The 25446-nt window shown below is 64.5% G+C and carries 24 protein-coding genes; 11 read left to right on the forward strand and 13 right to left on the reverse strand.

From position 1 onward, the window contains the following. The first annotated feature begins 148 nt into the window (after positions 1 to 148). The 3 genes from hmpA to BGK68_RS20180 all read left to right on the forward strand — a co-directional run bounded on the left by hmpA (position 149) and on the right by BGK68_RS20180 (position 2331). Positions 149 to 1342, forward strand: a complete 1194-nt coding sequence (gene hmpA / locus BGK68_RS20170; protein ID WP_075258554.1) for an NO-inducible flavohemoprotein — start codon at positions 149 to 151, stop codon at positions 1340 to 1342. Between the two features lie 48 nt (positions 1343 to 1390). Then, positions 1391 to 1798 (forward strand): hemerythrin domain-containing protein, encoded by a 408-nt coding sequence (locus BGK68_RS20175; protein ID WP_075258555.1) that lies wholly within the window; start codon positions 1391 to 1393, stop codon positions 1796 to 1798. A 176-nt stretch (positions 1799 to 1974) separates the two neighbouring features. Continuing rightward, positions 1975 to 2331, forward strand: coding sequence for a hypothetical protein (locus BGK68_RS20180; protein WP_075258556.1), 357 nt, complete (start codon positions 1975 to 1977; stop codon positions 2329 to 2331). Here the strand turns inward: BGK68_RS20180 and BGK68_RS20185 are convergent, their stop codons facing one another. Further along, entirely contained in the window at positions 2332 to 3324 is a 993-nt protein-coding gene (locus BGK68_RS20185; RefSeq protein ID WP_075258557.1) for a 2-hydroxyacid dehydrogenase, read from the reverse strand. Between the two features lie 340 nt (positions 3325 to 3664). Between BGK68_RS20185 and tcuC the strand changes: the two genes are divergently transcribed. Next, positions 3665 to 4951: an MFS transporter gene (tcuC, locus tag BGK68_RS20190; protein ID WP_075258558.1), complete on the forward strand. Its 1287-nt coding sequence runs from the start codon at positions 3665 to 3667 to the stop codon at positions 4949 to 4951. Positions 4952 to 5052: 101 nt separating this feature from the next. Here the strand turns inward: tcuC and BGK68_RS20195 are convergent, their stop codons facing one another. Together BGK68_RS20195 and BGK68_RS20200 are read right to left on the reverse strand one after the other, a co-directional pair. Then, on the reverse strand, positions 5053 to 5454 hold the full coding sequence (locus tag BGK68_RS20195) for a type II toxin-antitoxin system MqsA family antitoxin (protein WP_013234491.1): 402 nt from the start codon (positions 5452 to 5454) through the stop codon (positions 5053 to 5055). Positions 5455 to 5457: 3 nt separating this feature from the next. After that, the gene (locus BGK68_RS20200) at positions 5458 to 5760 is read right to left on the reverse strand and encodes a type II toxin-antitoxin system MqsR family toxin (protein WP_075258559.1); all 303 of its coding nucleotides are present in this window, start codon (positions 5758 to 5760) and stop codon (positions 5458 to 5460) included. A 338-nt stretch (positions 5761 to 6098) separates the two neighbouring features. On the opposite strand from BGK68_RS20200, the gene BGK68_RS20205 reads away from it, so the two are divergent. Further along, on the forward strand, positions 6099 to 8327 hold the full coding sequence (locus tag BGK68_RS20205) for an NADP-dependent isocitrate dehydrogenase (protein ID WP_075258560.1): 2229 nt from the start codon (positions 6099 to 6101) through the stop codon (positions 8325 to 8327). A gap of 344 nt (positions 8328 to 8671) precedes the next feature. On the opposite strand, the gene eutC is transcribed toward BGK68_RS20205, so the two are convergent. From eutC to eat, 3 genes are read right to left on the reverse strand one after another with little or no spacing between them, the layout of a single operon-like run. Beyond that, on the reverse strand, positions 8672 to 9541 hold the full coding sequence (gene eutC / locus BGK68_RS20210) for an ethanolamine ammonia-lyase subunit EutC (protein ID WP_075258561.1): 870 nt from the start codon (positions 9539 to 9541) through the stop codon (positions 8672 to 8674). Beyond that, positions 9538 to 10944 carry an ethanolamine ammonia-lyase subunit EutB gene (locus BGK68_RS20215; protein ID WP_075258562.1) on the reverse strand — a complete coding sequence of 469 codons (1407 nt, stop codon included), beginning with the start codon at positions 10942 to 10944 and terminating at the stop codon, positions 9538 to 9540. Before BGK68_RS20215 ends, eutC begins: the two co-directional genes overlap by 4 nt. Before the next feature lie 41 nt (positions 10945 to 10985). Then, the gene (gene eat / locus BGK68_RS20220) at positions 10986 to 12359 is read right to left on the reverse strand and encodes an ethanolamine permease (protein WP_075258563.1); all 1374 of its coding nucleotides are present in this window, start codon (positions 12357 to 12359) and stop codon (positions 10986 to 10988) included. A gap of 195 nt (positions 12360 to 12554) precedes the next feature. Between eat and BGK68_RS20225 the strand changes: the two genes are divergently transcribed. The 3 genes from BGK68_RS20225 to BGK68_RS20235 all read left to right on the forward strand — a co-directional run bounded on the left by BGK68_RS20225 (position 12555) and on the right by BGK68_RS20235 (position 16624). Continuing rightward, on the forward strand, positions 12555 to 13553 hold the full coding sequence (locus tag BGK68_RS20225; RefSeq protein WP_075258564.1) for a helix-turn-helix domain-containing protein: 999 nt from the start codon (positions 12555 to 12557) through the stop codon (positions 13551 to 13553). A 64-nt stretch (positions 13554 to 13617) separates the two neighbouring features. Beyond that, positions 13618 to 14685 (forward strand): alpha/beta fold hydrolase, encoded by a 1068-nt coding sequence (locus BGK68_RS20230; RefSeq protein ID WP_233149365.1) that lies wholly within the window; start codon positions 13618 to 13620, stop codon positions 14683 to 14685. Positions 14686 to 14752: 67 nt separating this feature from the next. After that, positions 14753 to 16624: a peptide transporter gene (locus BGK68_RS20235; protein ID WP_075258565.1), complete on the forward strand. Its 1872-nt coding sequence runs from the start codon at positions 14753 to 14755 to the stop codon at positions 16622 to 16624. A gap of 4 nt (positions 16625 to 16628) precedes the next feature. Here BGK68_RS20235 and BGK68_RS20240 read toward each other — a convergent pair whose 3' ends face one another. From BGK68_RS20240 to BGK68_RS20255, 4 genes are all read right to left on the reverse strand, one after another. Continuing rightward, on the reverse strand, positions 16629 to 17069 hold the full coding sequence (locus BGK68_RS20240) for a YkgJ family cysteine cluster protein (RefSeq protein WP_075258566.1): 441 nt from the start codon (positions 17067 to 17069) through the stop codon (positions 16629 to 16631). Between the two features lie 77 nt (positions 17070 to 17146). Further along, positions 17147 to 18163, reverse strand: coding sequence for an ABC transporter substrate-binding protein (locus BGK68_RS20245; RefSeq protein WP_075258567.1), 1017 nt, complete (start codon positions 18161 to 18163; stop codon positions 17147 to 17149). A 100-nt stretch (positions 18164 to 18263) separates the two neighbouring features. Then, positions 18264 to 19133, reverse strand: a complete 870-nt coding sequence (locus BGK68_RS20250) for an ABC transporter permease (protein WP_075258568.1) — start codon at positions 19131 to 19133, stop codon at positions 18264 to 18266. Between the two features lie 20 nt (positions 19134 to 19153). Further along, the gene (locus BGK68_RS20255) at positions 19154 to 19945 is read right to left on the reverse strand and encodes an ABC transporter ATP-binding protein (protein WP_013234504.1); all 792 of its coding nucleotides are present in this window, start codon (positions 19943 to 19945) and stop codon (positions 19154 to 19156) included. 172 nt (positions 19946 to 20117) lie between these two features. Between BGK68_RS20255 and BGK68_RS20260 the strand changes: the two genes are divergently transcribed. Both BGK68_RS20260 and BGK68_RS20265 read left to right on the forward strand, forming a co-directional pair. Next, complete coding sequence (locus tag BGK68_RS20260; RefSeq protein WP_075258569.1) at positions 20118 to 20831, forward strand: response regulator transcription factor; 714 nt, start codon at positions 20118 to 20120, stop codon at positions 20829 to 20831. Beyond that, positions 20831 to 22237, forward strand: coding sequence for a sensor histidine kinase (locus tag BGK68_RS20265; protein ID WP_075258570.1), 1407 nt, complete (start codon positions 20831 to 20833; stop codon positions 22235 to 22237). Before BGK68_RS20260 ends, BGK68_RS20265 begins: the two co-directional genes overlap by 1 nt. A gap of 7 nt (positions 22238 to 22244) precedes the next feature. Here the strand turns inward: BGK68_RS20265 and BGK68_RS20270 are convergent, their stop codons facing one another. Beyond that, positions 22245 to 22682, reverse strand: coding sequence for a hypothetical protein (locus BGK68_RS20270; protein WP_075258571.1), 438 nt, complete (start codon positions 22680 to 22682; stop codon positions 22245 to 22247). A 31-nt stretch (positions 22683 to 22713) separates the two neighbouring features. Continuing rightward, on the reverse strand, positions 22714 to 23901 hold the full coding sequence (locus BGK68_RS20275; RefSeq protein ID WP_075258572.1) for a methyltransferase: 1188 nt from the start codon (positions 23899 to 23901) through the stop codon (positions 22714 to 22716). A gap of 214 nt (positions 23902 to 24115) precedes the next feature. Here BGK68_RS20275 and BGK68_RS20280 point away from each other — a divergent pair, with 214 nt between their 5' ends. Then, the gene (locus BGK68_RS20280; RefSeq protein ID WP_041310772.1) at positions 24116 to 24403 is read left to right on the forward strand and encodes a hypothetical protein; all 288 of its coding nucleotides are present in this window, start codon (positions 24116 to 24118) and stop codon (positions 24401 to 24403) included. 91 nt (positions 24404 to 24494) lie between these two features. Here the strand turns inward: BGK68_RS20280 and BGK68_RS20285 are convergent, their stop codons facing one another. Beyond that, on the reverse strand, positions 24495 to 25373 hold the full coding sequence (locus BGK68_RS20285) for a pirin family protein (RefSeq protein ID WP_075258573.1): 879 nt from the start codon (positions 25371 to 25373) through the stop codon (positions 24495 to 24497). Positions 25374 to 25446 lie beyond the last annotated feature (73 nt).

Raw genomic sequence — 25446 nt, forward strand, 5'->3', positions numbered from 1 at the left:
ATGCGGTCATTATGACACGTGTCATGAATACACAGTTGATATCCAAGTCATTGATTCTTAAAGACTCTCAACTTGGCACGCCTCTTGTAATGGAGAAGACAGACCGGAATACCGGATTCTCCACACTAGCTGCCAAGAAAGGCCTGCCATGCTCACCGACGCCCAACTCGCCATCGTCAAGTCCACCGTTCCCCTGCTCGAATCGGGCGGCGAGACCTTGACCACCCACTTCTACAAGATGCTCATGCGCGACTACCCGCAGGTGCGCCCCCTGTTCAACCGCGCCCACCAGGCCAGCGGCGACCAACCGCGTGCGCTGGCCAATGGCGTGCTGATGTATGCGCGCCATATCGACCGCCTGGAAGAACTGGGTCCGCTGGCCGCGCAGATCATCAACAAGCACGTCGCCGTGCAGGTGCTGCCGGAACACTATCCCATGGTCGGCGATTGCCTCTTGCGCGCCATCCGCGAAGTGCTGGGTGCCGAGATCGCCACCGATGCGGTCATCGACGCCTGGGCCGCCGCCTATGGCCAGCTGGCCGACATCCTCATCGGTGCCGAACGCCAGCAATACGAGGCCAAGGCCCAGGCCCCCGGCGGCTGGAGCGGTGCGCGCAACTTCATCGTCAGCCGCAAGGTAGCCGAGAGCGAAGAGATCACCTCTTTCCATTTCGTGCCGCAAGACGGCGGTGAACTGCTTGACTTCGAGCCGGGCCAGTACATCGGCCTGCGCATGGTGGTCGATGGCGAGGAACAGCGTCGCCAGTATTCACTCTCGGCCCTGCTGCGCCAGGCTGGCCAGCCGCCGCAATACCGCATCAGCGTCAAGCGCGAACTGGGCGGCAAGGTCTCGCGCCAGTTGCATGACCAGATCCACGTCGGCTCGGTGGTCGAACTGTTCCCGCCCGCGGGCGAATTCACCCTGGCCGCCAGCGACAAGCCGCTGGCGCTCATCAGCGGTGGCGTTGGCATCACGCCGATGATGTCCATGCTGGCCGCAGCCCTGCCCTCGGGCCGTCCCATCCACTTCATCCACGCGGCGCGCCATGGCGGCGTACATGCCTTCCGCCGCCAGCTGGAAGAACTGGCGGCGCGCCATCCACAGCTGCAGGTGCGCTTCTGCTACGAGCAGCCCCGCCAAGGCGACGCTGCGCCGCATGCCACCGGGCTGATCGAGCGCTCGCTGCTGCAGCAATGGCTACCTGGGAATCCGGACCTGGACGCCTACTTCGTCGGCCCCAAGTCCTTCATGAAGGCCATCAAGCGCCAATTGGCCGAACTGGGCGTACCGGCCGCGCAGAGCCGCTACGAATTCTTCGGTCCGGCAGCGTCGCTGGACTGAGGCGCAGCGAGACCTGACAAGCAGACCAACAAGAGAGGACCACCCACGATGAACCTGGACAAATATCGCCGCGAACATGCCGACATCATCAGCCACGTACAGCAGCTCAAGCGCCTGAGCGCGCAAGGCATCGCCGCCCAGGCGGCCGCGATCGCGCGCGAAGTGATCGCCATGAGCTCGCTGATCAAGCTGCACCTGTCGGTGGAAGACCGCTATCTCTATCCGGCGCTGCAGAAAGCCGATCCGGCGCTGGCTGCCAAGGCCCAGCAGTACCAGCAAGAGATGGCCGACATCGCGGCGCAGTACGGCCAGTTTTCACGCCAGTGGAACGATGCCCAGCGCATCGCCGAACAGCCGGAACAGTTCCGCGCCGACGCCAACCGGGTCCTGAAGACCTTGTTCGACCGGATCGGACGCGAGAACCGGGAGTTCTACCCGATGGTGGAAGCAGCCTGACTCTGAGCCTGCATGGCGGCGCCGGGTGCGCTGCCATGCAGCAAGTTTTTCCGGATAGTCTGCACGTTTTGCGCGAAGACCTACGCCGGATCAGGCAATCATTGATCTTCGACAACTTTCGGCGGCGCAGCAAATGGTAGGCTGTGCACTCCCCCTCCTCCCGCCGAAAGACGACCATGACCGAGAAACTGAGCGCCCAGCGCCACACCCCCGATGAGTTGAGCCAGGAACTGGAAGCACTGGACATGGAAATCGTGCGCCACGCCGTGATCTGCCAGGTGCGGCTGTTTGATCCGGGCATTCTCAACCAGGTCATGGACAACAACGAACAAGTCTGCGGCGAGCCCCATCCGACGGCCTTCCAGAGCCTGCGCGGCCTGCTCTACCTGCACTTCGACATGCACCGGCAACTGGCCGATACCTATGGCCCAGCCGATGCCGAGCTGATCATCCAAAGGGTGCATGCGCACCTGAAGCCCCGCATCGGCGAACAACTGCATTCGCTCTTCGAGCGCCGCGCCGGCGGCGCCTGATCAGGCCACCAGGCGCTCGCCCAGGCTGTGGCCAGCGGCGAAGGCGCTCAGGTTCTCGATGGTGGTCTGCATGATCTGGCCGATGGCTTCTTCGGTGAAGAAAGCCTGATGGCCGGTGACGATGACATTGGGGAAGGACACCAGGCGCTGGATGACGTCATCGGTGATGATGGTCGAAGACAGGTCCTGGAAGAACAGGCTGGCCTCCTGCTCATAGACATCGATGGCCAGGCCGCGCAGGCGTCCACTCTTGAGGGCCGCGATGGCGGCTTCGGTATCGACCAGGCCGCCCCGGCTGGTGTTGACCAGGATGCCGCCCGGCTTGGCCAGCGCCAGCGACTGGGCGTTGACCAGATAGCGCGTGGCCTCGGTGAGCGGACAATGCAGCGAGACCACATCGCTGGCCGCGAACAGTTCGGCGCGCTCCACGTAGCGCCCGCCCAGGGCTTCCAAATCGGGATTGCGATGGACGTCGCTGCCCAGTATCTGGCAACCGAAACCAGCCATGATGCGGGCGAACAGGACACCGATCTTGCCGGTGCCGATCACCCCCACGGTCTTGCCATGCAGGTCCACGCCCATCAAGCCATCCAGCTCGAAATTGCCCTCCCGGGTCCGCATGCTGGCGCGGGCGATCTTGCGGTTGACCGCCTGCAGCAGGCCGACGGCAAATTCGGCCACCGAATACGGGGAATAGTCCGCCACCCGCGCCACCGTCAGTCCCAGCGCCCGGGCGGCGGCCACATCGATGTGGTTGAAGCCGGTGGAACGGGTGGTGACAAAGCGCACGCCCAGTTCTGCCAGCTTCTCCAGGACGATGCCGCCCAGATCGTCATTGACGAAGGCTGCGACCGCTTCGCAGCCGGCAGCCAACTGGGCGGTGCCGGCATCGAGGCGATCCTGGAGGAACACCAGTTCGTGCCCATGGGCGGCATTGGCGCGGGCGAGCAAGGTCTGGTCGTAGCGGCGGGCGCTGAATACGGCGGTCTTCATGCAATCATTCTCCTGGTTCGCGGCACGGGATCGAGAGGATCCATGCGGCATTGCAACAGATCGGGCCGGCGACGGCATTGACGCAACGCAGGGATGGGACAAACAGCCCGCTGGATGGCTGGCCGGCGCCCGAAGCTTTCATCCAGCTATCGAAAAAACCGATATTTGCGTCACTCCCCTGGCCAAGCCGTCCGTCCGCCCCGATTCGGGACTAGAATCGGCGGCGCAATAGCTTTCCCATTAAAAAAAGATCCTGACAAAACCTGCCGCGATGGCAGGACGAGACAGGCGCAAGACCGGAATCAACACGGTCCGCCCAACACATAATGAGGCACTTATCATGACTACATCCACAGCTTCGCAATCGAAGTTTTCCACCGTGCTGCGCGTGACCAGCGGCAACTTCATGGAAATGTTCGATTTCTTCCTGTTCGGTTTCTACGCAACCCATATCTCGAAGGCCTTCTTCCCCAGCGACAATGAATTCGCCTCGCTGATGCTGACCTTCATGACCTTCGGCGCAGGTTTCCTGATGCGTCCGCTGGGCGCCATCATCCTGGGCGCCTACGTGGACCGCGTGGGCCGTCGCCAGGGCCTGATCGTGACCCTGGCGCTGATGGCGCTGGGCACCATGCTCATCGCCTTTGTGCCCTCCTACGCCACCATCGGCGCACTGGCTCCGCTGCTGGTGCTGATCGGCCGCCTGCTGCAGGGCTTCTCGGCCGGCGTGGAACTGGGCGGTGTGTCGGTCTACCTGGCCGAGATGGCTACGCCCGGCAACAAGGGCTTCTATGTGAGCTGGCAGTCGGCCAGCCAGCAGGTGGCCATCATCGTGGCCGCAGCCATCGGCTATGCGCTCTCGACCAACCTGACACCGGCTCAGGTCGGTGACTGGGGCTGGCGCATTCCCTTCTTCATCGGCTGCCTGATCGTGCCGGTGCTGTTCGTGATCCGCCGTTCGCTGCAGGAAACCGAAGAGTTCATGCGCCGCAAGCATCGTCCCAGCACTGGCCAGATCTTCCGCTCCATGATCGAGAACTGGAAGCTGGTGATCGCCGGGATGATGCTGGTGTCGATGACCACCGTGTCGTTCTACCTGATTACGGTCTACACCCCGACCTTCGGCAAGAACGTCCTGAAGCTCTCCACCGAGGCCAGCCTGATCGTGACCCTGTGCGTGGGCCTGTCCAACTTCATCTGGCTGCCCATCATGGGTGCGCTGTCGGACCGCATCGGCCGTCGTCCGCTGCTGGTGACCTTCACCGTGCTGACCATCCTGACCGCCTATCCGGCCGTGAACTGGCTGGTGCATGACGCCACCTTCGCCAAGATGCTGATCGTGGAACTGTGGCTGTCCTTCCTCTACGCCAGCTACAACGGCGCCATGGTGGTGGCCCTGACCGAAGTGATGCCGGCCGATGTGCGCACGGCGGGCTTCTCGCTGGCCTACAGCCTGGCCACGGCCGTCTTCGGCGGTTTCACCCCGGCCATTGCGACCGGCCTGATCGAGTACACCCATGACAAGGCCGCGCCAGGCATCTGGATGAGCACGGCCGCCGTGTGCGGCCTGATCGCCACGCTGATCCTGTACCGCAACAAGGCGGCGCGGCAGGCGGTGCCGGCCTGAATACGGTTGTTGTACTAGCGTTGCACTGGCTATTGAACGGGCCGCAGCTTGAGCTGTGGCCTTTTTTTATCCAATCACGCTGCCATGCGCATCTGGCAAGCTCAGGCGGCGCGGATTTCGTCCAGCAGGTCGGGATGCCGGTCCAGCAACCTGAACAGCTTGACCAGTGAGAGCGGCGGCTTGGTCTTGCCGTTCTCGTAGCGGGAAAAAGCATTGACGCCGCCGCCGAAGAGCTCGCCTGCCTCGCGCTGGTCGAGATCGAGCTTGCGCCGGACCCGGGCTATGTAGGCGGGGTCGACGTAGGCCGCATTCACCTTGCGCTGGAATTGCCCGATCAGTTCGCTGTAGCGGTCGCCATGCTCCCGATCGAGCAGGACTTCGCCGCAGGCAGGACAGAAGTCCCCCTTCACCTGTGCAATGAGAGTGCTTTCGCCCTTGTAGGTATAGGGCAGGTCACGTGTTTCGTGGACCAGTTCGGCTGCGCCGCAGCAAGGACATTTCATTTTTCAAAGCTCCTTGAAGGAAACCACCAGCACGTCGTCGACCACGCTGAGCTTGAGATAAGCCACCATGCCATTGTGCAGCCTGGCGTGGTAGACATCCTGCCAGACGCGATGGTCGGCGTGGGTCGTCATGCTTTTATGGAAGTCACAGGGCCTGAGCCCCAGGATCACCGCGCAGATGCCATCAAGGTCCCCGATGCCGCACGCCCTCGCGCCCTGGAAGGCGGTAGCGGTCGCTTTTACCTTCCCTGCTTCGATCAGTTTCCTGACCACTGGCAGCTTGCAGTGGGCGGTATGCTTCTCCATGACGATTCTAACCTGATAGGTGATTAAACCAAAAAGGTTAATAGAACCCAGGAAAAGGCCAAAGCGAGGCCCAGGCAATCAAGGGAAATACAAAAATTTCTTCAAGTCTTATATAAGAGTTGAAGCATTTCCTCCCGCTTAGGAGTAAACTACCGCTGTTTTTTGCCGCGGCCCTCTGGCAGCAGTACGCCAGCCATGCCGCCCCGGGAGACGAATTTCAACGCAGCAAGCCGACAAGGAGGTGGCGCGCGTCCAGGCCGACAAGAGCCGGGGCCGCCCATCCGGCGCTGCGGGGATCGCACCAAAGCACATCAACACACCAACGCAAGGACATCATCGTGACTACTGGCAACCCGACCATCATCTATACGCTGACCGACGAGGCACCCTATCTGGCGACCCACTCGCTCTTGCCCATCGTCAAGAAGTTCACCGCCGCGGCTGGCATCGACGTCGTCGAAAGCGATATCTCGGTGGCTGCGCGTATCCTGGCTGAATTCCCGGAGTACCTCACCGATGAACAGAAAGTCCCCGATAACCTGGCCGCACTGGGCGCACTGACCCAGAGCCCCGACGCCAACATCATCAAGCTGCCCAACATCAGCGCCTCGATCCTGCAGCTGCAAGCGGCCATCCGCGAACTGCAGTCGCGCGGCTACAAGCTGCCCGACTACCCGGAAAACCCCACCACCGAAGAAGAAAAGGCCCTGCAGAAGCGCTACGCCAAGGTCACCGGCAGCGCCGTGAACCCGGTCCTGCGCGAAGGCAACTCCGACCGCCGCGCACCCAACGCTGTCAAGAACTACGCCCGCAAGCACCCGCACTCGATGGCCAAGTGGTCCATGGCCTCGCGCACCCACGTGGCGCACATGCACGGCGGCGACTTCTACGCCGGCGAAAAGAGCCTGACCCTGGACAAGGCCGTGGACGTCAAGATGGACCTGGTCACCAAGTCCGGCGAAACCATCGTCCTGAAGCCCAAGATCTCGCTGCAGGCCGGTGAAATCATCGACAGCATGTTCATGAGCAAGAAGGCCCTGTGCGCCTACTACGAAGAACAGATGCAGGACGCCTTCGACACCGACCTGCTGCTGTCGGTGCACGTCAAGGCCACCATGATGAAGGTCTCGCACCCCATCGTCTTCGGCCATGCCGTGCGCACCTACTACAAGGACACCTTCACCAAGCACGCCAAGCTGTTCGCCGAGATCGGCGTGAACCCCAACAACGGCATGTCCGGCGTCTACGAAAAGATCAACACCCTGCCTGAAGACAAGAAGGCCGAAGTGCTGGCCGACCTGAAGGCCGATGAAGCCAAGCGCCCGCGCCTGGCCATGGTGGACTCCGCCAAGGGCATCACCAACCTGCACGCGCCCAACGACGTGATCGTCGACGCCTCCATGCCGGCCATGATCCGCGCAGGCGGCAAGATGTGGAACGCCGCCGGCAAGACCGAAGACACCAAGGCCCTGCTGCCGGAATCGACCTTCGCCCGCATCTACCAGGAGATGATCAACTTCTGCAAGACCAACGGCGCCTTCGACCCGACCACCATGGGCACCGTGCCCAACGTCGGCCTGATGGCCCAGAAGGCCGAGGAATACGGTTCGCACGACAAGACCTTCGAAATCGCCCAAGCCGGTGTGGCGCGCATCGTCACCCTGGATGGCCAGGTGCTGCTGGAGCAGAACGTGGAAGAAGGCGACATCTGGCGCATGTGCCAGGTCAAGGACGCAGCGGTGCGTGACTGGGTCAAGCTGGCCGTGACCCGTGCCCGCCTGTCCGGCATGCCGGCCGTGTTCTGGCTGGACCCGTACCGTCCGCACGAAGCCGAACTGATCAAGAAGGTCAACACCTACCTGAAGGATCACGACCTGACCGGCGCCGACATCCAGATCATGTCGCAAGTGCGCGCCATGCGTTACACCCTGGAACGCGTCATCCGCGGCCTGGACACCATCTCGGTCACCGGCAACATCCTGCGCGACTACCTGACCGACCTGTTCCCCATCATGGAACTGGGTACCTCGGCCAAGATGCTGTCGATCGTCCCGCTGATGGCCGGCGGCGGCATGTTCGAAACCGGTGCCGGCGGCTCGGCTCCCAAGCACGTGCAACAGCTGGTCGGTGAAAACCACCTGCGCTGGGATTCGCTGGGCGAGTTCCTGGCCCTGGCCGTGTCCATCGAGGAAGTGGGCATCAAGACCGGCAACGCCCGCGCCAAGATCCTGGCCAAGACCCTGGACGCTGCCACCGGCAAGCTGCTGGACAACAACAAGTCGCCCTCGCCCAAGACCGGTGAGCTGGACAACCGCGGCAGCCACTTCTACCTGGCCCTGTACTGGGCGCAGGAACTGGCCGCACAGAAGGACGACGCCGAGCTGGCCAAGCAGTTCGCCCCGCTGGCCAAGGCACTGGCCGAGAACGAGCAGAAGATCGTCGAAGAGCTGAACTCGGTGCAGGGCAAGCAGGTTGATATCGGCGGTTACTACCTGCCGGATCGCGAGAAGACCTTCGCCGTGATGCGTCCGAGCAGCACGCTGAACCAGACGCTGGAAACGCTGTAAGGTATTGACCGGTGCGGGAGTGTAAGTGAGTCATTGATTGCCCTCCCTGCAGCAAAACGAAAAGGCCGCGAATGCAAGTTCGCGGCCTTTTTGCTTTGGCGGGGCTTGCCTGCAGGACCAGCCGCCGCCAATGCCTTGACTCCCGTTCGGACTGAGTAGCCGCACCAGTGCGGTGCATCGAAGACGCACCGACGGAGTATCTTCGATACGCGGCAAAGCCGCTACTCAGTCCGAACGGGAGTCAAGGCATGGTCCTGTCGCAATCTGCGGCTGAGACTGAGACTGAGACTGAGACTGAGACTGAGACTGAGACTGAGACTGAGACTGAGACTGCGACTGCGACTTCAGGCGTCGCCGAGCAGGAAATTGCGCCGCACATCCAGCGCCTCCCCCTCACTGGCCGTCTCATCCTTCAAGGCCACGCCCGACAGACTGCGCTGGTGCGCCTGCGCCATCAGGTAATGCAGCTTGTAGGCCGCTTCCGGATAGGGCAAGCCTTCCGGACGCACATTGGAGATGCAATTGCGGCTGGCGTCGGTGAGTCCGCGTGCGGGCATCCAGGTCAGATACAGGCCCATGCTGTCGGGCGAACTCAGTCCGGGCCGCTCGCCGATCAGGATCACCACCAGCTTCACGCCCAGCAACTCGCCGATCTCATCGGCCACCGCGACCCGTCCCTGCTGCACGATCACCGGCGGCGCCATCGACCATCCCTCCGGCGCGATCCGCTTCATCAGCTCGGCCAGGAAGGGAGCGGCATTGCGCACGATGGCCAATGCCGACAGTCCATCGGCAATCACCAAGCCCACATCGAAACGGCGTTGCGGCTGGGTGCCGAAATGTTCAAGCAGTTGCCGGCGCGATGGTTCCGACAGCTTGCGGCCAAAGTCAGGCCGCTGCAGGTAGACCAGTCGGTCCGCTGCGGCGCTTTGCACATCCAGCACCTCCTCGGCAGCGCAGACGCCCTGCTCCTGCAACTGCGCCTTCAGCGCAGCCACATCCAGCGGCAGATGCACTGCGTCGCGCGCCTGCGCATGCGCCAGCTGGAAGGCCAGCTGCGGCTGCGTCGGCAAGCTCACGCCGCTGCGCCCCAAAGCAATGCGGGCAGCGGTAAAACGGCGCAGCGCTTCCCAGGGATTGGCCGTGACCGTTTCTGCACCAGGGCTGGCGTTTTCTGCACATCGGGGGGAAATGTTCTTGTCGTCCATGGTCATTGCAGGCGTAGCAAGGTCTCGCGGAAACCAGGCGGCATGTCGGCATGCAGGCGAAACGCCTGATGCTCGCCACCGGGGTTGAAGATCTGCATCCGGTGCAGCCAGTCCTCGAACTCCGGCGCTGGCCGCGAACCCAGCACACGCCGGGCATACAGCGCATCGTGGAAGGACGTGGTCTGGTAGTTGAGCATGATGTCGTCCGATCCGGGGATGCCCATGACGAAGGTGCAGCCGGCCACGCCCAGCAGGGTCAGCAGCACGTCCATGTCGTTCTGGTCGGCCTCGGCATGGTTGGTGTAGCAGACATCGCAACCCATGGGCAGGCCCAGCAGCTTGGCGCAGAAATGGTCTTCGAGGCCTGCGCGGATGATCTGCTTGCCATCGTAGAGATATTCCGGCCCGATGAAGCCGACCACGGTATTGACCAGCAACGGCTTGAAGGCGCGCGCCACCGCATAGGCGCGGGCTTCGCAGGTCTGCTGGTCGATGCCGTGATGGGCGTTGGCCGACAGCGCGCTGCCCTGGCCGGTCTCGAAATACATGACGTTGTCGCCCACGGTGCCGCGCTTCAGGGACAGCGCCGCCTCGCGCGCCTCGGCCAGGATGGCCAGGTCGATGCCAAAGCCGCGATTGGCCGCCTCGGTCCCGGCAATGGACTGGAACACCAGGTCCACCGGCGCGCCGCGCTCAATGGCCGCAATCGTATTGGTGACGTGGGTCAGCACGCAGGATTGGGTGGGAATCTCGTAGCGCGCAATCACGTCGGCCATCATCCCGACCAGCTTGACCACCTGCGGCACATTGTCGGTGGCGGGATTGATGCCGATGACGGCATCGCCATTGCCGTATAGCAGGCCATCGAGCATGCTGGCGGCGATGCCGCTGGCGTCATCGGTGGGGTGATTGGGCTGCAGGCGGGTAGAGAGCCGGCCCGGCAGGCCGATGGTATTGCGAAAGGCCGTGACCACGCGGCATTTCTTGGCCACCAGGATCAGGTCCTGGTTGCGCATGATCTTGGACACCGCTGCGGCCATCTCCGGCGTGATCCCCGGTGCGACAGCCGCCAGCACCGCGCTGTCGGTGTCGTCAGCCAGCAGCCAGTTGCGCAAGTCGCCTACGGTCAGATGCGCCACCGGAGCGAAGGCGGCACGGTCATGGCTGTCCAGGATGAGCCGCGTGACCTCGTCCTCTTCGTAAGGGATCAGCGGCTCTTCGAGGAAAGTCTTCAGCGGCAGCTCGGCCAGCGCCATCTGCGCAATGGCGCGCTCCTCGGCGCTGCCCGCCGCCACGCCGGCCAGCAGGTCGCCTGATCGCAATGGGCTGGCCTTGGCCATCAGTTCCTTGAGATCGCCAAAGGCGTAGCTGGCGCTCCCCATGCTGTGACGAAAACGATGTGTAGCCATGATCTGCACCTCCCTGAAAAGCTGTAGCGCCCCGGCCCGCTTCAGGCCAGCAAGCCGCGTCCGGAGCGCTGGCGCGCCAAGGCAAGGTAGCACAGATATCCCAGCCCCAGCAGCGCCACGAAGATGCCGAAGATCAGCGGGTTGTAATAGATCATGGTCGCCATGCAGACCAGTGCGCCGAACAAGGCGAAGGCCGGGAAATACGGGTACAGCGGCGCGCGGAAGGGCCGCTCCAGGCCAGCCTCGGCGCGGCGCAGACGGAACAGCGAGAGCATCGAGAGGATGTACATCAGGATCGCGCCGAACACCGACATGGTGACGATATTGGCGGTCAGGGTCTGGCCGCCGATCTTGATCAGTTCATCGCTGTAGATGGCGGCGATGCCCACCACGCCACCGGCCAGGATGGCGCGGTGCGGCGTCTTGAAACGCGGATGGACACGGGCGAAATAGGTCGGCAGGTAACCTTCTCGGGCCAGCGCAAAGATCTGGCGCGAGTAACCCAGGATGATGCCGTGGAAAGACGCCACCAGCCCGAACAGGCCCAGCCAGACCAGCATGTGCAACCAGTTGCTGTTCTCGCCGACGATCAGCTTCATGGCCTGCGGCAGCGGATCATTGATGTTGGCCAGCTTGGTCCAGTCGCCCGCACCGCCGGCAAAGAGCATCACGCCAATGGCCAGCACGACCAGCGTGAGAATGCCGGTGATGTAGGCGATGGGAATGGAGCGCCGCGGATCCTTGGCTTCTTCGGCGGCCATCGCCACGCCTTCGATGGCCAGGAAGAACCAGATCGCAAACGGGATCGCCGCGAACATGCCCGGCACCGCAGCCAGGCTGAAGCCGTCGCTGCCCGACCAGCCGCCCTTGGTGAAATTGGCCAGCGAGAAGCCCGGCGCCACCACACCCATGAAGACCAGCAATTCGAAGATCGCCAGCAGGGTCACGCAGAGTTCAAAGGTGGCGGCGATCTGGACACCAACGATGTTGAGCGTCATGAACACTAGATAAGCGCCCAGCGCCGCCAGCTTGGGGTCGATATGGGGGAACTGCACATTGAGGTAGGCGCCGATGGCCAGCGCAATGGCCGGCGGGGCAAAGACGAATTCGATCAGCGTGGCCGCCCCGGCCAGATAGCCCCCCACCGGCCCGAAGGCGCGCTTGCTGTAGGCAAACGGCCCGCCGGCATGCGGAATGGAGGTGGTCAGTTCGGTGAAGCTGAAGATGAAGGTGGCGTACATGGCGGCGATGAACAGCGCCGTCACCGTGAAGCCCAGCGTGCCGGCGCTGGCCCAGCCATAGCTCCAGCCGAAGTATTCACCCGAAATCACCAGCCCGACCGCAATGGCCCAGAGCTGCAGGGTGGACAGGACGGGCTTGAGCGTATGGCCCTGCCCTGAAGAGCTTGCATTCATCGGATTCTCCTGTTGGCGCGAAGGACAGGCCGCTTGGTGGCAGCCACTTTAGAGCTGGTGGGCATGGCGCTTGCTAGATATCGGCCAATACGCTGCCCTAGCGACGCAATATAGCAACGGCGATTTCGGCGGCGTTATCGAAATTCGGCAAAACTGCGCGGCTTGCGGGCCGCTGGTCGATCAAGGAGTCCGTCCATGTCCTCTTCCCTACTGTCCCAGCCTGACACACCTGCCACGCCCGTTCAGCGGGCATTGCGCACCGTCGTTGCGCGTGACGTGGATGAGCATGCCCACAACCTGACGCACTGGGAGCAGCGCTACGACCAGATCACCTGCGGCAGTTTCGAAGGCGTATTGCAAGAGTGGCAAAGCGATGGCCTGCAGATCTTCCGCGAAGCCAGCAGCCGGGCGGTGCGCCAGTCGTGCCAGGTGTGGCCGCACGCCTACTGGTTCGGCATCGAGGCGCGCACCACGGGCATGCGCATCAATGGCCGCCAGGTCGGCGAGGATGTGGTGATGACCCGCCCGGGCGCCTGCGAGTTCGAACTGGTCACGCCGGATGCGCATGAGATCTACGGCATCGTGGTGCAGCGCGACGCCTTGCAGGCCAGCGCTGCACGGCTGGGCTGCCAGCCGGACTGGCAGCGACTGGGCCAGGCCGAGCTGCTCAAGGTCGATCATGGCGGGCTGGCGGATTGCCGCCAGCAGATAGCGGCCCTGCTGGCCATGGCTGGCCAGGACAGCGGCGCGCATGCGGCGCTGCAACTGCGCCAGGAGGCCGTACTGGTGGCGCTGCTGGCCATGCTGGATGAGGGCGAGATCGAGGCCGAGGCCGGCGCCAGCTTCCTGCGCCGCCGCCGCATCGTCAATGACGCCCGCGAGTTCGCCATGGCCCACCAGGACAGCCCGGTCACCGTCCCCATGCTGTGCGAGGCGGTCCATGTGAGCCGTCGCACGCTGCAATACTGCTTCGAAGATGTGCTGGGCATGAGCCCCATGAGCTACCTGCGCTCGCTGCGCCTGAACGGCGTGCGCCGCGCCCTGTGCCATGGCGATGGCCGCCAGGCCGTGGGCAGCATCGGCGACATCGCAGCGGCCTGGGGCTTTGCCAATTTCAGCCAGTTCTCCTGCGACTACAAGAAGCTGTTCGGCCAGACGCCCTCGGCCATGCTGCAGGCGCGCTCGCGGCATTGAGCGCCACCCGGTTTTTCGGGCTATATTGCCGGGCCATGCATGTGCATGCCCACCCGCCACCGCCATGATCCTCTCTCGCTTGCGTTCGCTGCCTGTCCTGCCCTTGGTCACGCTGTTCATGGCGCTCATGATGCTGACGCCGATCACGGCCCGCTCCGCCAGCGCGGCCCCGGCCGCCCAGCAACTCACCCTGCCCGGCCCCACGCCCTACACCCTCACGCTCTACGCCAATGCCGACCTGAGCCACCCGCCTGCCGCGCTGCAACGCGCGGTCGTGATCGTCCACGGGATCAAGCGCAATGCCGACGATTACTTCGCCATCGGCCAGCGCCTGCTGGAGGTGGCGCAGCTGTCACCGGCCACCACCTTGCTGCTGGCCCCACGCTTCATGACCGCCAGAGACAGCGGGGCCTCGGCGCAGATGGCGCTATGGGCGGGCGATGCCTGGATGCAGGGCGAAGCGTCAAAGGACGGTGTGACCGGCGTAACGAGCTTCCAGGCACTGGACGACCTCCTGCGCTGGCTGGCCGATGCCGGGCGCTTTCCGGCCCTGCGCGAGATCGTGCTCATCGGTCACTCCGCCGGCGCGCAACTGATGCAACGCTACGCAATGTTGAACAGCCTGGACGAAGCCTTGCAACAGCGCAACATCCACCTGCGCTATGTGGTGTCCAGCCCCTCCTCGTATCTGTATGTCAGCCCGGAGCGTCCCGACGGCAGCGGCTTTGCGCGTCCCCAGGCGGCGGCCTGCCCGGACTACGACGACTATCGCTATGGCCTGCAGCAAGCGCCGCCCTACCTGGCCCGGCAAGACCTGGACGGCCCCCGGCTGTTCGCCCGCTATGCCGGGCGCGACGTGCGCTACATGGTGGGTCAGCGCGATACCGATCCGCAGCACCGCTTCCTGGACCGCAGCTGCGCCGCAGCGCTGCAGGGCGCCAGCCGGGTGGCGCGCCAGCTCGCCTATATGGCTTATGAGCAGTTTCTGGCGCAGCAATGGCAGCGGCCGGTGCGCCACGAACAACGCCTGATTCCCGGCGCGGCCCATGGCGCGGAGCGGCTCTTCGGACGTCCCGAGGCGGTCGGCTGGATCTTCCCCGGCCATGCGCCCCTGGCCGCTGCGGCTGAGTAATGCTGGCCGGCCGCGCGCCGACGCGGCACAATGCGCCCTGCCCCTCTGTTGACGACGAGACCATGCCATGACGGCCAGCCCCGCCCCCGCGTTTTCCCTCGATAACTTCGAGTACCTCTGCTACGCCCGCCAGCACGAGGCCGCTGCGCGCGAGCTGGTCAGGCTGCTGGCCCTGATCGACCGGCATTACGGTCAACTGACCGGGCAATTCCCGTTGTCGGTCTCGCCAGCCGTGCCGGCGGCGGCGCTGGAGCAGCACATCCTGGCCCGCATCACCAGCGCCATCTCGGCCCTGTTCTCGGACCCCAGCTTCCACATCAGCCCGGATGGCTTCGGCCAGCTCATCCATTTTCAGCGCTGGCTGGCCTCGCTCTTCGCGGCCAGTCCCTTCATCCATGCCGACCACATCCTGCGCGCGCTCAATCCGGGCGGGCCGCAGGCGCAAACGGTGGAGGTCAAGCCACTGGACCTGGTCAAGTTCTGCCTGCTCTACTCGCCCGAATCGGAGCTGCCCCTGGATGTGGAGATGCTGTGGGCACAGAACCCACTGTTGGCAGCGGCGCTGTTCCTGGCGCTGATGTCGCCCCGCTTCCTGGGCACACCCGCCGCCCACTCCAAGCGTGAAGCGCTGCTGGGCTGGCTGCCGGATCGACTGCAACAGCTCGATTCGCTGGCCGGCCTGCCGGTGGCGGTGCTGCACGACGTCTACATGCATTGCAGCTACGCCGACCTGCCGCAGCGGCACCGCATCAAGGGCGCGATCAATCACCTGCTGCAGAAGACCCTGCGCAGTGAAGGCCTGGACGACCTGGACCAGGATGGCGCCGCACGCGTGGAGGGCAAGCCCATCATGCTGGTGCTGGTGGAATGGTTTTCCGGCGGACATTCGATCTACCGCACCCACTCCAAGACGATGGAAGCGGCGCGGCGGCATTTCCATCTGGTGGGCCTGGGCTTCGAGGCCAATACCGATGCGCTGGGGCGCGCCGTCTTCGATGAATTCATCGACCTGGGTAAGCCCTCCGACCTGATCGGCAGCATCCGGAAATTGCGCGATATCGCCCGCGAACGTCAGCCCCAGGTGTTCTACATGCCCAGCGTGGGGATGTTCCCGATCACCATGTTCGCCGCCAACCTGCGGCTGGCCCCGTTGCAGGTGGCCGGGCTCGGTCATCCGGCCACCACGCATTCACCGCACATCGACTACATCAGTGTGGAAGAAGACTTTGTCGGCGACCCCGCCTGCTTCAGCGAGCAATTGCTGCGTCTGCCGGCTGACGGTCAGCCCTACCGGCCCTCGGCGCTCCCGTTCGAGATCCCGCCACGGGAGCGCAGTGACCGGCCAGAGGTGCATGTGGCCATCGCCGCCACGACGATGAAGCTCAATCCGCGCTTCCTGATGGCTTGCCAGCAGATCGTGGCGCTGGCGGCCAATCCGCCCGGAGGCCAGCCGGGCCGACAAGTGCGCCTGCACTTCCTGGTGGGACAGGCGCAGGGCTTGCTGTATCCGCAGCTGCAACGGCTGATCCTGCGCTACGTGCCCAGCGCGCAGGTCTATGCGCACCAGCCTTACCAGCAATACCTGTCGATCTTCAACCAGTGCGACATGTTCCTCTCGCCTATTCCCTTCGGCAATACCAACGGCATCATCGACGCCTTCACGGTGGGCTTGCCGGGAGTCTGCAAGACCGGGCCGGAAGTCTTCGAGCGCATCGACGAGGGCCTGTTCCGCCGCGTCGGGCTGCCCGACTGGACCATTGCCGCCACGCTGGACGACTACATCCAGGCCGCCGTGCGCATGGCCACCGACTATCCGGCGCGTAGTGCGCTGTATGCGCACCTGGCCGATCCGCGCGCATTGCAGAGGCTCTTCGAGGGACGGCCGGAATCACTGGGCGATGCGCTGATGGCGTTGTGCCAGCAAGCCGCGCCGCAGTAGCGGCTCAGGCCGGCAGTCCGGGCGCAGCCTGTTCCGGCGGCAAGGCAGCCAGCGCCGGCAAGCCCAGGGCCTGGCGTCGCTGCTGGCATTCGGGATTGGGACGGCCATCGGCCTCCCAGGGAGAGAATTCGCGGCAGGTGCTGGGCCGCCGAGGATAGATGCTGCAGCCCACGCCCGGCTGTCCCAGTTCACCTACCAGCGCAATGCAGCGGCCATGGCCGTGTTCGGTGCCTTTCATGCAGGCCAGGCTGTCGTTGACCTTGCTGGTCAGTTCCACCGGGACCATGCCGCCGAGCCCATCGCTGAGCTCGCCGCAATAGAAGGACACCCGGAAATGTGCGCAGCAACCGCCGCAAGCGGTGCAGGGATTGTCGGGGGAGTCGGCCATGTCGGTGAAGAGGCGGTCTTCATCGATGATCCAGTGGAGGGCCTGATTCTCACGCATAAGAACGGTACGTCAGACAAAGATGCCCCATGATACGACAGCTGCGGCCTGCACCGCAGGCTGTCGCAGATCTGCGTTCAGCTCCCCTTGCGCTCCTTGAACGCCGGCACGAACATCTCATGCCACACCGCCGGCTTGGTCTTGATGGTGCCGGCTTTGCTCATGAAGATCACGTATTGCATGATGTCCACCGGTGTCGAGGTGAACTCGGTGCCAGGGTCAGCCAGCATCTGTTCCACTTCCTCCTGCGGCAGCTTCAGCTTGGACACGCGCAGGAAGATCTCGGCCGCACCCTTGCGGTTCTTGGCGATGTAGGCGTTGGCCTCTTCCTGCGCGGCCATGAAGGCCTGGGTCAGCTTGGGGTTCTTGTCGGTAAAGGACTTCAGCGCAAAGACCACGTCGATGGTGATATGGCCCAGCACGTCGGTGGAATTCAGCACGCGGGTAATGCCGGGGGCCTTGGCTTCCTGGTAGGAGAACGGCGGCGAGGTGAAGTGCGCGGTGATCTCGGTCTTGCCCGAGACCAGCGAGGCCATCGCTTCCGGGTGCGACAGGCTTACCGTCAGCGGGTCCAGCTTGGCGTAGTTCTCGATGCCGAAGGTCTTGGCGGCGGCCATCTGCAGCAGCACCGCCGACAGCGAGGTCTTGATGCCGGGGATGGCGATCTTGTCCTTGGGCGTGAAGTCCTTCAGCGACTTGACGTTGGGGTTGTTGGTGTTGAGCCAGAGCGGCGAAGTCGACAGCGCACCCAGGCCCACCACTTCCGAACGCGGGATGCCATGCGCCTTGGACCACAGCGTCACGAAGCCCGGCGCACCGGTGCCGGCAATGTCGAGGTTGCCGGCCAGCATGGCGTCATTGATGACGTTGCCGCCATCGAGCAGCACCCACTTGGTCTTGACCTCACCCAGGCCCATGGCCTTGGCGTGCTTTTCCACCAGATTCTGGTCGCGGATCACCATCAGCGGCAGGTACAGCAGGCCATAGCCGTGCGAGATGCGCACTTCCTGGGCTTCGGCGTGGGCCGTGCCCGCTACACCGGACAGCGCCAGGGCGCTGGCCAACATCAGGCTGGTAAAGGTACGTCGTTGCATTGTTGTCTCCTGAAGGTCGTCAGTTTATCGGTCTTGTATGGATTGTTGGATATTGATGTATGGCTCGCGCGGACCTTGTCTGCAGACAAGGCCCGACGGCTCAGTGCTGCATGCCCCAGCGGCGGATGGTGCGCTTTTCGATCTGGGCGAAGATGAGGTTCTCGACCACCAGGCCGATGATGATCACGAAGAACAGCCCCGAGAACACATTGGCCGTTTCCAGCTGGTTGCGGTTTTCGAAGATGTACCAGCCCAGGCCACCCGCGCCGGAGGACACGCCAAAGACCAGTTCGGCTGCGATCAGCGTACGCCAGGCAAAGGCCCAGCCCACCTTGAGACCCGTGAGGATGCTCGGGAAGGCAGCCGGAATGAGGATGGATTTCACCAGCGAGAAGCGACGCAGTCCATAGTTCTGGCCCACCATGCGCAGCGTGTTGGAAACAGCGCGGAAGCCGCCATGGGTGTTCAACGCCACCGCCCACAGCACCGAGTGCACCAGCACGAAGATGATGCTGCCGGTGCCCAGGCCGAACCAGATCAGCGCCAGCGGCAACAGCGCAATGGCCGGCAGCGGGTTGAACATGGAGGTCAGGGTTTCCAGCAGGTCATTGCCGATGCGCGAGCTGATGGCTACCGTGGTCAGCAGCCCGGCCAGCAGGATGCCCAGGCCATAGCCGACCAGCAGCGTCTGCATCGATACCGCCGCGCGCTCCAGCAGCACGCCGCTGCCGATGCCGGAGAGGAAGGCTTGCACCGTCTCGCTGAAGCTGGGGAAGAGCAAGGCATTGTCCAGCCAGCGGCCATAGACTTCCCAGATCGCCGCCAGCACCAGCAGGATCACGGTCTTGCGCAGCCAGCCCATGCGGTAGAGCGACTCGAAGGCCGACAGCGGACGCTGGACTTCAGCGGTGGCGTTGGGATTGGGGTCCACCAGGATTTCCGGGCGGACGAAGGGCAGATTGGTGTGCATGATGAGGTCTCCGGCGCGGCTCAGTGATGGGCGAACAGCATGTCGTTGATGCGGGTTTCCAGCTCGGCCTGGGCAGCCGTGCCAAGCTGGGACGGATCGATGCTGTTGAGTTCGGCGCGGACCTGGCCGGGATGGGGTGTCAGCAGCAGGATACGGGTGCCCACGCGGATCGCTTCTTCAATCGAGTGGGTCACGAAGAGCACCGTGAATTGGGTGTCGTCCCACAGGCGCAGCAGCTCGTCCTGCATCTTGCGGCGGGTCAGCGCATCGAGGGCGGCGAAGGGTTCGTCCATGAGCAGCACATCCGGCTCCATGGCCATGCCACGGGCGATGGAGACGCGCTGCTTCATGCCGCCGGAGAGCATGTGCGGATAGCTGTCGATGAACTTGGCCAGGCCGACCTTGCTGATGTAGTACTCGGCACGCTCGGCGGCGGCACGGCCTTGCAGGCGGCCACTGGCGTGCAGCGCGAATTCGACGTTCTGGCGCACGGTCTTCCAGGGCAGCAGCTGGTCGAATTCCTGGAACACCATCATGCGGTCTGGACCGGGCTCGTGCACTTCCCTGCCCTTGAGCCGGATCGCACCCGAGGTCGGCTGCAGGTAACCGCCGATGGCCTTCAACAAGGTGGATTTGCCGCAGCCCGAGGGGCCCAGCAGGATGTAGCGGTCGCCCGGATGGACATTGAAGCTCACGCTTTGCGTGGCCGTCACCAACGAATCGGTGGTCTTGTATTGCAGGGTGACACGGTCGATTTCCAGCAGCGGGCGCGATGGGTCGATGCTCGACGCACCTTGGGCATGGTCGCTCATGCAAGTCTCCAAATGATTTATAGGATTTATGTTGGAGAGGATGCTAGGCCGCGAAGCTGTAACGAATCTGACTAAATCCTGACGCTTGTTTTTCCGTTACGGTTAGGGCATACAATGGCGCCTGCCCAAGCAGCGCCCACAGCTGCGGCATCGCAACAACAACGGAGATCCCATGCGCATCCTGCTGGTCGAAGACACTGCCGACGTGGCCGAGGCCATCGTCACCCACCTCAACCGCATCGGCCATACCGTGGAATGGGAAAGCAATGGCGCACAAGCCAGCCGCCGCCTCTCCGAATCCTATGACCTGCTGATCCTGGACGTGATGCTGCCGCAGCAGGACGGCTTCAGCCTGCTGCAGCAACTGCGCACGCGCGGACAACATACGCCGGTGCTGATGCTGACCGCCTGCGCCGAGATCGAGGAGCGGGTGCGCGCCCTGGACCTGGGCGCGGACGACTACCTGGTCAAGCCCTTCGATTTCCGCGAACTCGATGCCCGCATCCGCGTGCTGCTGCGCCGCAGCGGCGGCGAATCGACCAACCTGCTGCACTGCGCCAACCTGTCGATCGACCGCAAGAGCCGCAGCGCCACCCTGGACGGCCAGCCCATCGAGCTGACCCGGCGCGAGGTGACGCTGCTGGAAATCATCGCCGCCCGTCCTGGCCGCATCTTCAACAAGGATGAATTGATGGACCGGCTCTTCACGGTCGATGACAATCCCAGCGCCAACAGCGTGGAGCAATACGTGGCACGCCTGCGCAAGAAGCTGGCAGCGGCCGCCTTTGAAATCCGCACCCTGCGCGGACTGGGCTACCAGCTGGTGCTGCACGCGCCGGCCGAGTCCGGCGCGGCCGCCCACTCCAACACCAGTCCGCTGCACTGATGCAGGGCCGTACGCAACACATCATCGCCGGGCGTTCGCTCTACACCCGCCTGGTCATCCGGGTGGGTGCGGTGCTGCTGGTGAGCGCGGCGGCGCTGCTGATCGCCATCTGGATTTCCACCCAGTTCGCCGCGCGCGAAGCCTACGACCGCATCCTGGCCGGCAGCGCCTTGCAGATCGCCGAAAACACCTGGTACGACCATGGCGAGGTCAATGTCGATGTGCCCCTGGCGGCGCTGTCCATGCTGGGCACCGGCGACCATGCCATCTATGCGGTGTTCGATCCGCGTGGCCGGGTCATCGCCGGCGACGCCGAATTCCGCCCCGAGATTCCCTGGCAGGAGCTGGAACAGGGGCCGCTGCTGCGTGACGGCCAATACCTGGGCACGCCGGTGCGCATGGCCATCATCGGCCGCCGCATGCCGGTCGAAGGCCCGCATCCCTGGGCCGTGATCGTGCTGGCGCAGACCAATAACGCCCGCATGTCCTTCGCCCAGAGCCTGGGCAGCCGGGCGCTGGTGGTGATCGTGGCCATGAGCGTGCTCACGCTGGTGGCAGCGATGTTTACGCTCTACCAAGCACTGGCCCCGTTAACACGTATCGAAGCGGCCATCCGCGAACGCGATCTCAACGACCTCTCGCCACTGGTGCTGACCGTGCCGGCGGAAACGCATGCACTGGTTTCGGCCATCAATGCCTTCATGCAGCGGCTGGCGGTGCATCGCACGACCATGCGCCGCGTCATCGGCGACGCCGCCCATCAATTGCGCACGCCCGTGACCGCGCTGGTGGCCCAGATGGAATTGCTGGCCACTGAAGACAACGAGGAAAAGCGCCAGCGCCACCTCACGCTCTTGCGTGAGCGCACCCGCAACCTGGGCGCGCTGGTGAACCAGTTGATCAACCATGCCATGGTCCAGCATCGCAATGACAGCAGCCTGCAGGCCCGCATCGACCTGGGCGAGCTGGTGCGTTCGCAGATGACGGAAGTGCTCTCCAACCGCAGCCGCACGCCCCACGATCTGTCGCTGGACGTGCCGCCGCTACCCTGCCTGATCCGGGGCGACGCCATCAGCCTAGGCGAGGCGATCAAGAACATCCTCGACAACGCCCTGCAATATGGCGCGCCCGGCCTGTTGCAGGTACGCCTGGAAAGCGACGGCCAGCGCCACTGGCTGCGCTTCATCGACGATGGTCCGGGCATTCCGGCGGCCGACTGGGAACGCCTGCGCAAGCCCTTCTCGCCGCGTGGCGAGCAGCGCATGGGGGCCAGCCTGGGGCTGTCCATCGTCGAAGAAGTCATGCGCGCCCACGGCGGCGAACTGCGCTTTGCCTATCTGCCGGTGGGCCACTTCGCCGTGGTGCTGGATTTCCCGGCCTGGAAAGCGCCGGCCGAGGCGGTCTGAAGCAGGATTACTTCCATTCCAGAATGGCGCTGCGGCGATCCAGCCAATGCACCTTGATACCGCCAGGCGCGACCTTGCGCCCGGCGCAGGCGCTGGCGGCCAGGGCAAAGGGGGCATCGTAGTAGCGTCCGCTGGCCGAGGAACGCAGCGGCGTCTGCGGCGCGTTGCTGGCGATCCAGTCCGCCGCATTGGTGCGCAGGAAGATCATGCAGGCGCCGCCGCTGGTCTCGGCCACCTGGCAGGTGCAGCTGTTGCCGCTGGTGGTGATGGGTTCGCTGGGCGCTGCGTTGCGATTGAAGGTGTCCGGCACCGGAACGGGCACCGGGACCGGCACGGCCTGCTGATGCGTGCCGTAATGGCCGCCGAGGTCGCGTGTGGTGACCTGGGCGGTCGCCGGCAGCGCAAGCGCACACAGGAGGATGGCAAACAGGCGGGACGATGTCATGAGCGGCTCCTGGACGGACGGGAATCTCTGGTCAGGCCTGGGCGCGCAAGCGCCACAGGGTGGTGGTTTCCTTGCTGCGGGCGGCATGCAGGGGATCGTCACGATCGACGGCCTTGCCGTGGCGCGGCTTGATGTCATGCCGTCCCGCCACTACCAGGCCGGCCTTGGCGATGGCCTCGGCCAGCATGCCGGGCGCGCGCAGGCCCAGGTGTTCAGCAAAGTCGGACATGATCAGCCAGCCCTCCCCCTGCGGCGTGAGATGCTGCGCCAGACCGTTGAGGAAACCCAGCAGCATGCGGTTGTCCGGGTCATAGACCGCATGTTCGATGGGCGAGCTGGGACGCGCCGGCAGCCACGGTGGATTGCACACCACCAGCGGCGCCCGGCCCTCGGGGAAGAGATCGGCCTCTTGCAACTGCACCTGCTGATGCAGGCCCAGCTGCTGCAGGTTCTGCCGGGCGCAGGCCAGTGCGCGCGGGTCCATGTCGGTGGCCACGATCTTGCGCACGCCGCGCCGCGCCAGCACCGCCGAGAGCACGCCGCTGCCCACGCCGATATCGAAGGCCAGTTCCGTGGACGGCAAGGCGGCCTGCGCCACCAGGTCCACATACTCGCCGCGCACCGGCGAGAACACGCCATACCAGGGATGGATGCGCGCACCCAGCGCGCCGATCTCGACGCCCTTCTTGCGCCATTCATGCGCACCGATCAGGCCTTGCAGTTCCCGCAGCGAGACCGCGAAGGCGGTATCGGCCAGGGCCGGTGCATAGGCTTCGCGGCAGGCTGCCTGGACATCTGGCGCGCGCCGCAGCGGCACCACGAAGCCGGGCTCGACCGGGATGAGCAGCATGCCCAGGATGCGGGCGCGCTGGGCCTGCATCTGGCGACGCTGATGGAAGGCCTGGGCCGCAACACCAGCCCCGGTAACCGCGCCGGCAGCGGGCTTGTCCTTGGCCTTGGCCAAGGCGCGTTCGCGCGCCTTGTCGATGCGCCGGCCCAGCGCTTGCAGCAACTGGCGGGCGTTCTGGAAGTCGCCCCGCCAGAGCAGGCCGCAACCTTCGCAGGCAAGCTTGTAGGCGGTATCGGCGGCGATCTGGTCATCGGCCTCCTGCACCCGCTTGGGAGGCGGATTGCCGGCCTCGGAATGCCAGCGCAGCTGCTGTTGGGTGGAGCCAGTCTGCCAGGTGAGCCAGGCCAGGGAATCGTCGTGTGGAGTCATGAATCAGGATCAGCAATGGCGGCGCAGGGTGCGCCGCGCGCAAAAACAGCCGCCAGTGTAACAAAGCATGGGCGGCTGCCGGCGCTGGAACTTAGTGCGTCCCTCTGCAACCAAACAGGAGAACTTGATGCCGGGCAAACCCCGACCGCTTTTTTTGCCGCACCGGCGCCAATGCGCCTATGATGGACGCCGGTCAATCACCGAAGGAGAATCTATGAGCGAGCCTGCGCAAACCCCGCGTTTCGACCACCAGCGCCTGCTGGACATGGTCGGCCAGTTCGAGACCGAACTGGAAAAGCTGCCCGCCGGCAGCGCCGAAGCCGAACAACTGCGCGAAGACATCGCCCGCCTGCGGCAGCACCTGAGCCATGCCCAACCGCACGAGGAATCGGTGCGCGACTCCTGGCACGCCCTGCGCCGCGCTGCCGACAGCATCGAGAACCAGGTCCTGCGGGACAGCCCCTACATCACTGAAATGGGGCGCATCATCGGTCTGCTCTGAGCGCCGCAGCCGGCGACATAGTAGTAACAACAAAACGCCTGCCGCAATAAATGCGGCAGGCGTTTTTACTTCAAGCCGGCGTATGGACCGTTCAGTGCGCCGGCAGCGGAATCCACTCGCTCTCACCCGGGATATCGGGGAAGACCGACTTGTCGCGCGCATTCCAGGCCTGCTTAGCCGCCTCGATCTTGTCCCGCGAGGTCGAGACGAAGTTCCACCACACAAAGCGCGGGCCATCCAGCGGCGCGCCGCCCAGGATCATGAAGACGGTCTCGCCCTCGGCCTGCAAAGTCACCGCCGCACCCGGCTCCAGGATCGCCAGGGTACCGGCTTCCAGCCGCTCGCCATCCAGGCTCACCTCGCCACGTACCACGTAGACGGCGCGCTCCTGCACCTCGGCGGCGATCTCCAGCGTAGCGCCATCCGTGGTGCTGCCGGCCACATAGAGCGTGGGGCTGGCGGTCTGCACCGGTGAGCTCACGCCAAAGGCCGAGCCGGCCAGCACATGCAGGCGCGCACCGCCGACCACTGTATCGGGCATCTCGTCGGCCGCATAGTGGTGGAACAGCGGTGCGCCGTCCTCCTGCTCGGCCGGCAAGGCCACCCACATCTGCAGGCCGTGCACCGGCACCTTCTGCTCGCGGATATCGTCGGGAATGCGCTCGGAATGGACGATGCCGCGCCCTGCCGCCATCCAGTTCACCGCACCGGGGGTGATGCGCTGGACCACCCCCAGGCTGTCACGGTGCATCATCGCGCCGGAAAACAGGTAGGTGACGGTGGCCAGGCCGATGTGAGGATGCGGGCGCACATCGCCTTCGGTGGTGCCGGCGTCGAATTCCACCGGTCCCATGTGATCGAAGAAGACGAAGGGACCGACGGTGCGGGCAGCGGCTGCCGGCAGCAGGCGGCGCACGGGGAAGCCGATGTCACGGGTCAGGCCGTGGATCTTGTGGCGGATGTTGCTCATGGTGTTCTCCTGGTGGGGCGGGACGTCAGGCAGACGCCCGCCTGGATTCAAGTGCGCGGCAGCGCTGAAGATC

Origin of the sequence: Herbaspirillum camelliae (assembly GCF_001929405.1) — a bacterium.
Lineage (GTDB): Bacteria > Pseudomonadota > Gammaproteobacteria > Burkholderiales > Burkholderiaceae_D > Herbaspirillum > Herbaspirillum seropedicae.